This window comes from Streptomyces griseicoloratus (assembly GCF_014534645.1).
In the GTDB taxonomy this organism is placed as follows: domain Bacteria; phylum Actinomycetota; class Actinomycetes; order Streptomycetales; family Streptomycetaceae; genus Streptomyces; species Streptomyces griseicoloratus.
Genome location: NZ_JACVQF010000191.1, coordinates 1 through 13,800 on the forward strand (window position 1 = coordinate 1; position 13,800 = coordinate 13,800).

Below are 13,800 nucleotides of genomic sequence, written 5' to 3' on the forward strand. Positions count from 1 at the left end.
GATGCCGATGTCCTCGGCCATGGTGATCTGCACGTGGTCCACGTAGGACCGGTTCCAGATCGGTTCGAACATCGTGTTGGCGAAGCGCAGCGCCAGGATGTTCTGGACGGTCTCCTTGCCCAGGTAGTGGTCGATGCGGAAGACCTGGTCCGGGGCGAAGACCTCGTGGACGATCGCGTTGAGCTCCTCGGCCGACTCCAGGTCGTGCCCGAACGGCTTCTCGATCACCGCGCGGCGCCAGGAGCCGCCCTTCTGGTCCGCGAGTCCGTGCTTCTTGAGCTGCTGGATGACCACGGGGAAGGACTTCGGCGGCACGGAGAGGTAGAAGGCGAAGTTGCCGCCCGTGCCCTGTGCCTTGTCCAGCTCCTCTATGGTGCCGCGCAGCCGCTCGAAGGCGTCGTCGTCGTCGAAGGTGCCCTGGACGAAGCGCATGCCCTGGATGAGCTGCTGCCAGACCTCCTCGCGGAACGGGGTGCGGGAGTGCTCCTTGACGGCGTCGTGCACGACCTGGGCGAAGTCCTCGTGCTCCCAGTCGCGGCGGGCGAAGCCGACGAGCGAGAAGCCCGGCGGCAGCAGACCACGGTTGGCGAGGTCGTACACGGCGGGCATGAGCTTCTTGCGGGACAGGTCGCCGGTGACGCCGAAAATGACCAGACCCGACGGCCCCGCGATACGCGGGAGCCGTCGGTCTGCGGGGTCACGCAGCGGATTGCTGCTTGACAATTCAGCCCTCCGAGGGAGCGAGGCGCTGGAGCTCCGCCTCGGTCGACTTCAGCAGGTCGTTCCAGGACGCCTCGAACTTGTCGACGCCCTCGTCCTCCAGGAGCTGGACCACCTCGTCGTAGGAGATCCCGAGGGCCTCGACCGCGTCGAGGTCGGCGCGGGCCTGCTCGTAGGTGCCGGCGACGGTGTCGCCGGTGATCTCGCCATGGTCCTCGGTGGCCAGCAGGGTGGCCTCCGGCATGGTGTTGACCGTGTTCGGCGCGACCAGGTCGGTGACGTACATCGTGTCGCTGTACGCCTTGTCCTTCACACCGGTGGACGCCCACAGCGGACGCTGCTTGTTGGCGCCGGCCTTCTCCAGCGCGTTCCAGCGCTCGGAGGAGAAGACCTCCTCGTACGCCTGGTAGGCCAGACGCGCGTTGGCGACGGCGGCCTTGCCGCGCAGCGCCTTCGCCTCGTCGGTGCCCAGCGCGTCGATCCGCTTGTCGATCTCGGTGTCCACGCGGGAGACGAAGAAGGACGCCACGGAGTGGATCAGCGACAGGTCCAGACCCCGCTCCTTGGCCTTCTCCAGGCCGCTGAGGTAGGCGTCCATGACCTCGCGGTAGCGCTCCAGCGAGAAGATCAGCGTGACGTTGACGCTGATGCCGTTGCCGATCGTCTCGGTGATCGCCGGCAGGCCCGCACGGGTCGCCGGGATCTTGATGAGCGTGTTGGGGCGGTCCACCAGCCAGGCCAGCTGCCGGGCCTCGGCGACCGTCGCCTTGGTGTTGTGCGCCAGGCGCGGGTCGACCTCGATCGAGACCCGGCCGTCCTTGCCGCCGGTGGCGTCGAAGACGGGGCGCAGGATGTCGGCGGCGTCGCGGACGTCCGCCGTGGTGATCATGCGGATGGCCTCTTCGACGGTCACCTTGCGGGCGGCCAGGTCCGACAGCTGGCGGTCGTAGCCGTCGCCCTCGGAGATCGCCTTCTGGAAGATCGTCGGGTTGGTGGTGACGCCCACGACGTGCTGCTGGTCGATCAGCTCGGCGAGGTTGCCGGACGTGATCCGCTTGCGCGACAGGTCGTCCAGCCAGATCGCGACGCCTTCATCGGAGAGGCGCTTGAGTGCGTCTGTCATGGAATATGCATCTCCTACGTGTCGTATACGAGCGTCAGCGCTGGGCCGCGGCGATCGATTCCCGGGCAGCGGCGGCCACGTTCTCGGCGGTGAAGCCGAACTCCTCGAAGAGCACCTTGCCGTCGGCGGAGGCACCGAAGTGCTCCAGGGAGACGATGCGGCCGGCGTCCCCGACGTACTTGTGCCAGGTCAGACCGATCCCGGCCTCGACCGCGACACGGGCCTTCACGGCCGGGGGCAGGACGCTGTCCCGGTACCCCTGGTCCTGCTGCTCGAACCACTCCACGGACGGCATCGACACCACGCGGGTCGGCACGCCCTCGGCCTGGAGCGCCTCACGGGCCTCCACGGCCACGTGCACCTCGGAACCGGTGGCGATCAGGATCACCTGCGCGTCGCCGCCCTCCGCCTCGAACAGGACGTAGCCGCCCTTGGCCGCGTCCTCGTTGGGCTCGTACGTCGGCACACCCTGGCGGGTGAGCGCGAGACCGTGCGGCTGGCCCTTGCCGAACTCCTTCGTCCAGCGCTTCAGGATCTCGCGCCAGGCGATCGCGGTCTCGTTGGCGTCGGCCGGGCGCACGATGTTCAGGCCCGGGATGGCGCGCAGCGAGGCCAGGTGCTCGACCGGCTGGTGGGTCGGGCCGTCCTCGCCCAGGCCGATGGAGTCGTGCGTCCACACGTAGGTGACCGGCAGGTGCATCAGCGCCGACAGCCGCACGGCGTTGCGCATGTAGTCGGAGAACACCAGGAAGGTGCCGCCGTAGATGCGGGTGTTGCCGTGCAGGGCGATGCCGTTCATCTCCGCGGCCATCGCGTGCTCGCGGATGCCGAAGTGGATGGTGCGGCCGTACGGGTCGGCCTCCGGCAGCGGGTTGCCCGCCGGGAGGAACGACGACGTCTTGTCGATCGTCGTGTTGTTCGAGCCCGCGAGGTCGGCCGAGCCGCCCCACAGCTCGGGGATGACCGCGCCGAGGGCCTGGAGGACCTTGCCGGAGGCGGCACGCGTGGCGACGCCCTTGCCCGCCTCGAAGACCGGGATCTTCTCCTCCCAGCCGGTGGGCAGCTCGCCCTTCGCGATGCGGTCGTACTCGGCGGCGCGCTCGGGGTTGGCGTCCCGCCACTGCTGGAAGGACTTCTCCCACACCGCGCGGGCCGCCTCGCCGCGCTCCAGCGCCTTGCGGGTGTGGCCGATGACCTCGTCGGAGACCTCGAAGGACTGCTCCGGGTCGAAGCCCAGCACGCGCTTGGTGGCCGCGACCTCGTCGTCGCCGAGGGCCGAGCCGTGCGCGGCCTCGGTGTTCTGCGCGTTCGGGGCGGGCCAGGCGATGATCGACCGCATGGCGATGAAGGAGGGCCGGTCGGTGACCTTCTTCGCCTCCTGGATCGCCGCGTAGATCGCGTTCGGGTCCAGGTCGCCGTCGGCCTTGGGCTCGACGCGCTGCACGTGCCAGCCGTACGCCTCGTACCGCTTGACGGTGTCCTCGGAGACGGCGGTCTCCGTGTCGCCCTCGATCGAGATGTGGTTGTCGTCCCACAGCAGGATCAGGTTGCCGAGCTTCTGGTGGCCCGCGAGGGAGGACGCCTCGGCGGAGATGCCCTCCTGGAGGCAGCCGTCACCGGCGATGCAGTAGATGTAGTGGTCGAACGGGGACTCGCCCTGCGGGGCCTCGGGGTCGAACAGACCGCGCTCGTAGCGGGCGGCCATCGCCATGCCGACCGCGTTGGCGACGCCCTGGCCGAGCGGGCCGGTCGTCGTCTCCACGCCGACCGTGTGGCCGTACTCGGGGTGGCCGGGGGTCTTGGAGCCCCAGGTGCGGAAGGACTTCAGGTCGTCCAGCTCCAGGCCGAAGCCGGCGAGGTACAGCTGGGTGTAGAGGGTCAGGGACGAGTGGCCGGCGGACAGCACGAAACGGTCGCGCCCGACCCAGTTCGCGTCGGCCGGGTCGTGCCGCATCACCTTCTGGAAGAGGGTGTAGGCGGCGGGCGCCAGGCTCATCGCCGTACCCGGATGGCCGTTGCCAACCTTCTGTACGGCATCGGCGGCCAGGACGCGGGCGGTGTCCACGGCCCGCTGGTCCAGTTCGGTCCACTCGAGGTCTGTGGTGGTCGGCTTGGTGCTCACCCTGAGTCAGGGCTCCTCTCCACATGTCGGATGCCGGTGCACGTGGGCGTCCACCGGCTGCCGGCGTATCCGTGCATCGGCCGGCCGCTGACGAGCCTACCCCCGTAAGTACGTGCGTTTTTCCGCTGGAAACCAGACTGCCGGGACTCTTTGGGATCCGCCTCCTGACTGGGCGAAACGGCATTCGGCAAGTGAATACGAAGCCGCTCATCTGACCGCTCAATCGACCCTCCGCACGCACGTCGGAGCGCGCCCGCCAACACGACCCCACCCCCGCGGAGGCCGGGGTATGGGCAACGTCTAAAGTGGCGTGGTACGCGCGAGCCTTTGCCGGCACTTCACACGGGGAGGCTCGCTGGGATGTCTCTGTCAGGGGTGTGCGTGACGGCCGTTGAATCCCGTCCTGCGGGGGTTATCGGGACGAGCCAGAGCCCGAGTCACCGGCCGTTCGGGGCCCGTGTCAAGGCGTTCGTGGCACTGACCAAGCCGCGGATCATCGAGCTTCTGCTGATCACGACCGTGCCGGTGATGTTCCTCGCCGAGCAGGGCGTGCCGGACCTGAAGCTGGTCCTGCTGACCTGTGTCGGCGGTTACCTGTCCGCGGGCGGCGCCAACGCGCTGAACATGTACATCGACCGCGACATCGACGCGCTGATGGAGCGCACCGCGCAGCGCCCGCTGGTCACCGGCATGGTCAGCCCGCGCGAGTGCCTGGCCTTCGGCATCACCCTCGCGGTGGTCTCCACCCTGCTGTTCGGCCTCACCGTCAACTGGCTGTCGGCCTGGCTCTCCCTTGGCGCACTCCTCTTCTACGTCGTCGTCTACACGATGATCCTCAAGCGCCGGACCTCGCAGAACATCGTCTGGGGCGGCATCGCGGGCTGTCTGCCGGTGCTGATCGGCTGGTCCTCGGTGACCAACTCGATGTCGTGGGCGCCGGTCATCCTCTTCCTGGTGATGTTCTTCTGGACGCCGCCGCACTACTGGCCGCTGTCCATGAAGGTGAAGGACGACTACGCGCGCGTGGGCGTGCCGATGCTCCCGGTCATCGCCTCCAACAAGGTCGTCGCCCGGCAGATCGTGATCTACAGCTGGGTGATGGTCGCGGTGTCGCTGCTGCTGACGCCGATGGGCTACACCGGCTGGTTCTACACGGCGGTCGCCCTGGCGGCCGGCGGCATGTGGCTGTGGGAGGCGCACGGACTGCAGAACCGCGCCAAGGCCGAGGTGACGGGCGCCAAGCTCAAGGAGATGCGGCTGTTCCACTGGTCGATCACCTATGTGTCGGTGCTCTTCCTGGCGGTCGCGGTGGACCCGTTCCTGCGCTGACGCACCGAGGACCGCCCGACGGGCGGGGCGCGTGGTCAAGGCCACGCACCCCGCCCGTCGCCGTTTGATCTACCCATCGGTAGCATCCTGCCATGGCAGACACGCAGCAGGTTGACGCGAAGGCCGAGCGCACGGCGACCCGGCTGGCCGGGCGGATCAGCGCCTTCTCCAAGGCACACGGCGGTGCCGAGGGCCAGGTGGCCTACCTCGGGCAGCGCGGCGCCCGGATCGTGCTCGTCGGCGAGGACGGCGGCTGGGGCGACCTGGTCGCGCCCTCCTACGAGATCGCCGAGAAGGCGGTGGCGAAGGCCGGGATCACCGTCCACGAGGACTTCGACGGAGAGTTCGCCGCCAAGGTGAGGACGGGCCCGTACGAGTGGTCCCGCATGGCCGGCATCCAGGTCGGCGGGCCGAGCAACACCTGACGCCGGGTTCACCCGTTAGGACTCGTAGCAAGCCGCGAGGCACACGGTCCACGAACGGGGAGCCCGGATGATCGAAACGCCGTCCCTGGTGGACCAGTACTGCCACGGCGTGCTGAGAACGGAACTGGGCCTCGGCACCTTCGAGGCCCAGCTGGCCCGCACCGAGGGCCCGCCCGCCCCGGGCACCACCCTGTTCGACACCCAGACCGGGTTCGCCGTACGCCGCTGGTGCCCCCCGCTGCTCGGCCTGGAACCGCACTGCCCGCCCGCCCGCTATCTGGCGCGGCGCCGCGAACTCGGCGTCCTGGAGGCGGACCGCCGGCTGCTGCGCGGCAGCGGAATCACGACGTACCTGGTCGACACGGGGCTGCCCGGCGACCTCACCGGACCCGAGGAGATGGCCTCCGCCGCGGCGGCCGACGCCCACGAGATCGTGCGCCTGGAGCTGCTGGCCGAACAGGTCGCCGACACCTCCGGCACCGTGGAGTCCTTCCTCGCCAACCTCGCCGAGGCCGTGCACGGCGCCGCCGCGCACGCCGTCGCCTTCACCTCCGTCGCGGGCGTACGGCACGGCCTCGCCCTCGCGCCGGAGCCGCCCGGACCGGGCGAGGTGCGCGGGGCCGCCGCGCGCTGGCTGGCCGGACGCGAGGTGGGCGGGGAGCTGAGCGATCCGGTACTGCTGCGCCATCTGCTGTGGATCGCCGTCGCCTCGGGCCTGCCGCTCCAGCTGCACGCGGGGCTGGGCGAGCCGGGCCTGCGCATCGACCGCACCGACCCGGTGCTGCTGACGGACTTCGTGCGGGCCACCGCGGGTCTCGGCACCGACCTGGTCCTGCTGCACGGCTACCCGTACCACCGCCACGCCGCCCACCTCGCCGGGGTCTTCCCGCACGTGTACGCCGACTCGGGTGCCGCCCTGGTGCGCACCGGCGCCCGCGCCGCGACCGTCCTCGCGGAGATCCTGGAGCTGGCCCCCTTCGGCAAGATCCTGTTCTCCAGCGGGGCCCAGGGGCTGCCCGAGCTGCACGTCGTGGGCGCGCGCCTGTTCCGCGAGGCCCTCGGCCGGGTGCTGGGCACCTGGGCGGCCGACGGGGCGTGGTCCCTGGGGGACGCGCAGCGGGTGGCGGGGATGATCGCCGCGGGCAACGCGCGGCGGGTGTACGACCTGGAGTGAGCCGTCAGGCGCGGGTCAGCACGGACTCCGCCGCCGGTTCCGGCACCGCGGCTTTCGCCTCCGGTCGCTCACGCAGCGACAGCAGCACCAGCACCACCGCGATCCACACCAGCGCGGAGCCGAGCATGTGCAGGCCGACCAGGACCTCGGGCAGGTCGGTGAAGTACTGGACGTAGCCGATGACGCCCTGCGCGAGCAGCACCAGGAACAGGTCCCGCGTACGGCTCAGCGGGCCCTTGGGCGCGTCGACGGCCTTCAGCACGAACCACAGGGCGAACGTCAGCGTCACCACGATCCACGCCAGCACGGCGTGCGCCTTGGTCACCGTCTCCCAGTCGAGCGGCATCCGCTCGACCTCGCTGGAGTCGCCCGCGTGCGGTCCCGCACCGGTCACCACCGTGCCGACCGCGATCAGCAGGGCGGAGGCGGCCACCAGCACCCACACGAGCTGCTGCACGGACCTGCCCACCAGGGGGCGGGGTGCCGCGTCGCCCTCCCGGGTGCGGTGCCACATCACCGTGGCGACGGCGATGAGGGCGGACGAGAGCAGGAAGTGCGCCGCGACGGTGTACGGGTTGAGGCCCACGAGGACCACGATGCCGCCGAGGACGGCGTTGCCCATCACGATCCAGAACTGCACCCAGCCCAGCCGGGTCAGGCTGCGCCGGTACGGCTTCTGCGACCGGGCGGCGATGATCGCCCAGCCGACCGCGGCGCACAGGACGTACGTCAGCATGCGGTTGCCGAACTCGATGACGCCGTGGAAGCCCATCTCGCTCGTCGTGGTGAGCGAGTCTTCGGTGCACTTGGGCCAGGTCGGGCAGCCGAGGCCCGAGCCGGTCAGCCGGACGGCACCGCCGGTGACCACGATGATCACCGACATGACGAGGGCGGCCATGGCCGCCCGCCGGACCGTCCGGGGATCCGGGGTCCAGCGTGCGGCGATGAAGGCGAGGGGGTTGCGCACGGCGGCAGCGGCGTCTGCGCGGGTCACGTTTGGCACGCGCTCCATGGTAGGCGGGTGCTTGTGCACGCTTTCACGAGGGTCGCCCATGCCGGTTCCTCCCTACTCCCAGCGGAAGAACTTCCCGGCGGCCGCGAGTCCCGCGACCGACCAGACGGCGAGGATCCCCAGGTCGCCCCACGGCATCCCGGCGCCGTGCCGGAGCACGTCCCGCAGCCCGTCCGAGAGCGCGGAGATCGGCAGCAGGCCGAGCACCGTCTGCGCCGCGTCCGGGAACCTGTCCAGCGGCACGATGACGCCGCCGCCCACGAGCAGCAGCAGGAAGACCAGGTTGGCGGCGGCGAGCGTCGCCTCGGCCTTCAGCGTGCCCGCCATGAGCAGGCCGAGGCCGGAGAACGCGGCGGTGCCGAGGACCAGGAGCAGCAGCACGACGAACGGGTTGCCGTGCGGCGACCAGCCCAGCGCGAAGGCGATCACGGTCAGCAGTACGACCTGGAGCACCTCGGTGACCAGGACCGACACCGTCTTCGCGGTCATCAGGCCCCAGCGCGGCAGGGGCGAGGCGGCGAGCCGCTTCAGCACCCCGTACCGGCGCTCGAAGCCGGTGGCGATGGCCTGCCCGGTGAACGCCGTCGACATCACGGCGAGCGCCAGGACGCCGGGGGCGAGGAAGTCGACGGCCTCGCCGGGTCCGGTGTCGACGATGTCCACGGAGCTGAACAGGACGAGCAGCAGCGTGGGGATGATCACCGTCAGCAGCAGCTGCTCGCCGTTGCGCAGCAGCATCTTCGTCTCGAGGGCCGCCTGGGCCGCGATCATGCGGCCGAGCGGGGCGGCTCCGGGCTTCGGGGTGTAGGTCCCGGCGGTGGTCGTGCTCACGAGCGCAGCTCCTTACCGGTCAGCTCCAGGCGGTGTCTTCCCGGGGGACAGCCCCCGGACCCCCGGCAGATCCTTGTGCCGGCCGGAATCATGAGCGCAACTCCTTACCCGTGAGCTCCAGGAAGACGTCCTCCAGGGTGTGCCGCTCGACCGAGATCCGGTCCGGCATGACCCCGTGCTGGGCGCACCAGGACGTCACCGTCGCGAGCAGCTGCGGGTCGACCTTGCCGGTGACGCGGTAGGAGCCCGGCGTCAGCTCGGCGGCCGAGCTGTCCGGCGGGAGGGCCTTGAGGAGGGAGGCGATGTCGAGTCCCGGGCGGCCGCTGAACCGCAGCGTGTTCTCGGCGCCGCCGCGGCACAGCTCCTCGGGCGAGCCCTGGGCGATGACCCGGCCGCCGTCGATGATGGCGACGTCGTCGGCGAGCTGTTCGGCCTCGTCCATGTGGTGGGTGGTGAGGATCACCGAGACGCCGTCGGCGCGCAGGTCCCGGACCAGGTCCCAGGTGGCGCGGCGGGCCTGCGGGTCGAGGCCGGCGGTGGGCTCGTCCAGGAACACCAGCTCAGGGCGGCCGACCACGGCCATCGCCAGCGCGAGCCGCTGCTGCTGGCCGCCGGACAGCCGGCGGTACGTGGTCCGGCCGCAGGAGCCGAGCCCGAGGCGCTCGATGAGTGCGGGTACGTCCAGCGGGTGGGCGTGCAGCCTGGCGACGTGGCGCAGCATCTCGTCCGCCCGGGCGCCTGAGTAGACGCCGCCGGACTGGAGCATCACGCCGATGCGGGGCCGCAGGGCGGCGGCCTCGCGCACCGGGTCGAGGCCCAGGACGCGCACCGTGCCGGAGTCCGGCTTCCGGTACCCCTCGCAGGTCTCGACCGTGGTCGTCTTGCCCGCGCCGTTGGGCCCGAGTACGGCGGTGACACCCGCCCGGGCCACCAGGTCGAGGCCGTCCACCGCGGTCTTCGTGCCGTACCGCTTCACCAGGGCCTGGACCTGGACCACGGGCTCGCTTCGCATGGCTCCAGAGTCTAGGTACGCGGACGGACGCCCCGGTCGGCGGGTGTCCCAGCACTCCTCGGGCACCGGTCCCGGGGTGTTGTCCGGGCCGAGGGGGCTGGCCGGGCCGGACGCCCAGCGTGCGCAGGTGCGCCGAGAGCGTCTCTCGCAGCGCGATCGGGCCGGTGGGAGCGGGTGTGGGCGGGGGTCGGGAGTCTTCCCGAAGGCGCGGCGGCGTGGCGGCGAATTGATCGATCAAAGATCGTTTCCGCAGGTCAGATTAGGTATACCTAAGTGACGCACGGCACCATCGGGCCGTCCGGACGCGGCTTGCCCGGCTTCGAGGAATTACGCAACAATGGCGTTGTGAAAAACGTCGGCGAGGCACCCCACGAGGAGCTCGCGACCGGGGAGCGCTCCACGCGCAACCGGGTCGCGCGGTCCATCCTGGACCACGGGCCGTCGACCGTCGCCGAGCTCGCCGAGCGCCTCGGCCTCACCCAGGCCGCCGTCCGCCGGCACCTCGACGCGCTGGTCACCGACAACGTCGTGGAGGCCCGCGACCGCCGGGTCTACGGCGCGCGCACGCGCGGGCGGCCCGCCAAGGTGTTCGCCCTGACCGACTGCGGCCGGGACGCCTTCGACCAGTCCTACGACAAGCTCGCCGTGGACGCCCTGCGCTGGATCGCCGAGCGCGAGGGCGGGGAGCAGGCCGTCGCCGCCTTCGCCCGGGCCCGGATCGCCGCCCAGGGCGGCGCGTACCGCAAGGCCGTCGAGTCCGCGCCCCCGGAGCAGCAGGCGGAAGCGCTGGCCAAGGCCCTGAGTGCGGACGGGTACGCTGCAACCGCGCGGAGCGCACCGGTCGGCGAGCAGCTCTGCCAGCACCACTGCCCGGTCGCCCATGTCGCCGAACAGTTTCCGCAGCTGTGCGAGGCGGAGACGGAATTTTTCGCCGAGCTGCTCGGTACGCATGTGCAGCGGCTGGCGACCATCGCCCACGGCGACGGCGTCTGTACGACGTTTATCCCGAAGACTTCCAAGACCACCCACAACGCATCTGCAAGCACGGCCGGGAGGAACCCCGCATGACTCTCCCCACGGAGACTGCCCACCCTGAGCTCGAGGGCCTGGGCAAGTACGAATACGGCTGGGCCGACCGGGACGAGGCCGGTGCGTCGGCGCGTCGCGGCCTGGACGAGGACGTCGTCCGGGACATCTCCGCGAAGAAGTCCGAGCCGGAGTGGATGACCAAGCTCCGCCTCAAGGGCCTGAAGCTGTTCGAGAAGAAGCCCATGCCGAACTGGGGCTCGGACCTGTCGGGCATCGACTTCGACAACATCAAGTACTTCGTGCGCTCCACGGAGAAGCAGGCGGAGTCCTGGGAGGACCTGCCCGAGGACATCAAGAACACGTACGACAAGCTCGGCATCCCCGAGGCGGAGAAGCAGCGCCTCGTGGCCGGTGTCGCGGCCCAGTACGAGTCGGAGGTCGTCTACCACCAGATCCGCGAGGACCTGGAGGAGCAGGGCGTCATCTTCCTCGACACCGACACCGCGCTGAAGGAGCACCCGGAGCTCTTCAAGGAGTACTTCGGGACCGTCATCCCGGCCGGTGACAACAAGTTCGCGGCCCTGAACACCGCCGTGTGGTCGGGCGGCTCCTTCATCTACGTGCCGCCGGGCGTCCACGTGGAGATCCCGCTCCAGGCCTACTTCCGGATCAACACCGAGAACATGGGCCAGTTCGAGCGGACCCTGATCATCGTCGACGAGGGTGCCTACGTGCACTACGTCGAGGGCTGCACCGCCCCGATCTACAAGTCGGACTCGCTGCACTCCGCGGTCGTCGAGATCATCGTCAAGAAGAACGCCCGCTGCCGCTACACGACCATCCAGAACTGGTCGAACAACGTCTACAACCTGGTCACCAAGCGCGCCGTGGCCTACGAGGGCGCGACCATGGAGTGGATCGACGGCAACATCGGCTCCAAGGTGACGATGAAGTACCCGGCCGTCTACCTGATGGGCGAGCACGCCAAGGGCGAGACCCTGTCCATCGCCTTCGCGGGCGAGGGGCAGCACCAGGACGCCGGCGCCAAGATGGTCCACATGGCCCCGAACACGTCCTCCAACATCGTCTCCAAGTCGGTGGCGCGCGGCGGCGGCCGTACCTCCTACCGCGGCCTGATCGAGATCGGCGAGGGCGCCCCGGGCTCGAAGTCCAACGTCCTGTGCGACGCGCTGCTCGTCGACACGATCTCCCGCTCGGACACCTACCCCTACGTGGACGTCCGCGAGGACGACGTGTCCATGGGCCACGAGGCGACCGTCTCCAAGGTCTCCGAGGACCAGCTCTTCTACCTGATGAGCCGCGGCCTGAGCGAGGACGAGGCGATGGCGATGATCGTGCGCGGCTTCGTCGAGCCGATCGCCAAGGAACTGCCGATGGAGTACGCGCTCGAACTCAACCGGCTGATCGAGCTGCAGATGGAAGGCGCGGTCGGCTGACCCACCCCCGGTCCTGACCGTCCAGCCCCTTACGTAACGGAAAGCGAGCACTACGACAGCCATGGCTGAGGCTCAGAACATCCCGGTGGGCTCCACCACCGCCGGTGCGATCGCGGTGGCCGCCGAGGCCGACTCGACCGTCGCCACGCGCATGAGCGCGCCCCCGTCCTTCGACGTGGCGGACTTCCCGGTCCCGCACGGGCGCGAGGAGGAGTGGCGGTTCACCCCGCTGGAGCGGCTGCGCGGCCTGCACGACGGCACGGCCACCGCCACCGGCGAGGGCGTCAAGGTCGCCGTCGAGGCCCCCGAGGGCGTCACCGTCGAGACCGTCGGCCGCGACGACGCGCGGCTCGGCAGGGCGGGCACCCCGGTGGACCGCGTCGCCGCCCAGGCGTACTCCGCCTTCCAGCAGGCCTCGGTCGTGACCGTGCCGAAGGAGACCGTCCTCACCGAGCCGATCCGCATCGCGGTGCACGGCGAGGGCGGGGTCGCCTACGGCCACCAGGTCGTCGAGCTGGGTGCCTTCGCCGAGGCCGTCGTGGTCATCGACCACACCGGTGACGCGGTGCTCGCCGCCAATGTCGACTTCGTCCTCGGCGACGGCGCCAAGCTGACCGTCGTCTCCGTCCAGGACTGGGACGACAAGGCCGTGCACGTGGGCCAGCACAACGCCCTCGTCGGCCGCGACGCCTCCTTCAAGTCCGTCGTCGTCACCTTCGGCGGCGACCTGGTCCGGCTGCACCCCCGCGTGACGTACGCCGGTCCCGGCGGCGAGGCCGAGCTGTACGGCCTGTACTTCACCGACGCCGGCCAGCACCAGGAGCACCGCCTCCTGGTCGACCACAACGTCCCGCACTGCAAGTCGAACGTCGCCTACAAGGGCGCGCTCCAGGGCGACGACGCGCACGCGGTCTGGATCGGCGACGTGCTCATCGAGGCCAAGGCCGAGGGCACCGACACCTACGAGATGAACCGCAACCTGGTGCTGACCGACGGCGCCCGGGTCGACTCGGTCCCCAACCTGGAGATCGAGACCGGCGAGATCGTCGGCGCCGGGCACGCCTCCGCAACCGGCCGCTTCGACGACGAGCAGCTCTTCTACCTGATGGCGCGCGGCATCCCCGAGATCGACGCCCGCCGTCTGGTGGTCCGCGGCTTCTTCGCGGAGCTGGTCCAGCAGATCGGCGTCCCCGACATCGAGGAGCGCCTGATCGCCAAGATCGAAGAGGAGCTGGAGGCATCGGTCGCATGACCTTCGTACGCGTCTGTGGAGTGAGCGAGCTGGAGGAGGACACCCCGAAGCGGGTGGAACTCGACGGCACGCCGATCTCCGTCGTGCAGACGGAGGGCGAGGTCTTCGCGATCCACGACATCTGCTCGCACGCGAACGTCTCGCTGTCCGAGGGCGAGGTCGACGACTGCCACATCGAGTGCTGGCTGCACGGCTCGCGCTTCGACCTCCGCTCCGGAAAGCCCGACAGCCTTCCGGCGACGCGCCCCGTCCCCGTATACCCCGTAAAGATCGAAGGGGACGACGTGCTCGTCTCCCTCACCCAGGAGTCCTGA

13 protein-coding genes are annotated in these 13,800 nt (G+C 70.2%); 7 read left to right on the top strand and 6 right to left on the bottom strand.

What is annotated here, in order from left to right:
• The 3 genes from H0H10_RS17085 to tkt form a co-directional block, all read right to left on the bottom strand.
• Window positions 1–723: glucose-6-phosphate dehydrogenase (locus H0H10_RS17085; protein ID WP_188181841.1), on the bottom strand; the 723-nt coding region annotated here is incomplete at its 3' end.
• Window position 724: 1 nt separating this feature from the next.
• Window positions 725–1,843: a transaldolase gene (tal, locus tag H0H10_RS17090; RefSeq protein ID WP_188181842.1), complete on the bottom strand. Its 1,119-nt coding sequence runs from the start codon at window positions 1,841–1,843 to the stop codon at window positions 725–727.
• Between the two features lie 34 nt (window positions 1,844–1,877).
• Window positions 1,878–3,965: a transketolase gene (gene tkt, locus H0H10_RS17095; RefSeq protein WP_188181843.1), complete on the bottom strand. Its 2,088-nt coding sequence runs from the start codon at window positions 3,963–3,965 to the stop codon at window positions 1,878–1,880.
• A 360-nt stretch (window positions 3,966–4,325) separates the two neighbouring features.
• On the opposite strand from tkt, the gene H0H10_RS17100 reads away from it, so the two are divergent.
• The 3 genes from H0H10_RS17100 (at window position 4,326) to H0H10_RS17110 (ending at window position 6,893) form a co-directional block, all read left to right on the top strand.
• A complete protein-coding gene (locus H0H10_RS17100) occupies window positions 4,326–5,294 on the top strand; it encodes a heme o synthase (RefSeq protein ID WP_223180016.1) in 969 nt (322 codons plus the stop codon).
• Between the two features lie 92 nt (window positions 5,295–5,386).
• The gene (locus H0H10_RS17105; protein ID WP_188181844.1) at window positions 5,387–5,719 is read left to right on the top strand and encodes a hypothetical protein; all 333 of its coding nucleotides are present in this window, start codon (window positions 5,387–5,389) and stop codon (window positions 5,717–5,719) included.
• Window positions 5,720–5,786: 67 nt separating this feature from the next.
• Window positions 5,787–6,893, top strand: a complete 1,107-nt coding sequence (locus H0H10_RS17110) for an amidohydrolase family protein (protein ID WP_188181845.1) — start codon at window positions 5,787–5,789, stop codon at window positions 6,891–6,893.
• 4 nt (window positions 6,894–6,897) lie between these two features.
• Here H0H10_RS17110 and H0H10_RS17115 read toward each other — a convergent pair whose 3' ends face one another.
• The 3 genes from H0H10_RS17115 to H0H10_RS17125 form a co-directional block, all read right to left on the bottom strand.
• Window positions 6,898–7,947 (bottom strand): COX15/CtaA family protein, encoded by a 1,050-nt coding sequence (locus tag H0H10_RS17115; protein WP_188181846.1) that lies wholly within the window; start codon window positions 7,945–7,947, stop codon window positions 6,898–6,900.
• Between the two features lie 12 nt (window positions 7,948–7,959).
• Entirely contained in the window at window positions 7,960–8,676 is a 717-nt protein-coding gene (locus H0H10_RS17120; protein ID WP_223180024.1) for an ABC transporter permease, read from the bottom strand.
• 148 nt (window positions 8,677–8,824) lie between these two features.
• The gene (locus H0H10_RS17125) at window positions 8,825–9,748 is read right to left on the bottom strand and encodes an ABC transporter ATP-binding protein (RefSeq protein WP_188181848.1); all 924 of its coding nucleotides are present in this window, start codon (window positions 9,746–9,748) and stop codon (window positions 8,825–8,827) included.
• A gap of 345 nt (window positions 9,749–10,093) precedes the next feature.
• Between H0H10_RS17125 and H0H10_RS17130 the strand changes: the two genes are divergently transcribed.
• The 4 genes from H0H10_RS17130 to H0H10_RS17145 all read left to right on the top strand — a co-directional run bounded on the left by H0H10_RS17130 (window position 10,094) and on the right by H0H10_RS17145 (window position 13,800).
• Entirely contained in the window at window positions 10,094–10,816 is a 723-nt protein-coding gene (locus H0H10_RS17130) for a helix-turn-helix transcriptional regulator (protein WP_188181849.1), read from the top strand.
• Window positions 10,813–12,234, top strand: a complete 1,422-nt coding sequence (gene sufB / locus H0H10_RS17135) for a Fe-S cluster assembly protein SufB (RefSeq protein WP_188181850.1) — start codon at window positions 10,813–10,815, stop codon at window positions 12,232–12,234. Before H0H10_RS17130 ends, sufB begins: the two co-directional genes overlap by 4 nt.
• Before the next feature lie 61 nt (window positions 12,235–12,295).
• Entirely contained in the window at window positions 12,296–13,486 is a 1,191-nt protein-coding gene (gene sufD, locus H0H10_RS17140; protein ID WP_188181851.1) for a Fe-S cluster assembly protein SufD, read from the top strand.
• A complete protein-coding gene (locus tag H0H10_RS17145; protein WP_188181852.1) occupies window positions 13,483–13,800 on the top strand; it encodes a non-heme iron oxygenase ferredoxin subunit in 318 nt (105 codons plus the stop codon). The genes sufD and H0H10_RS17145 overlap by 4 nt, the downstream gene beginning before the upstream one ends.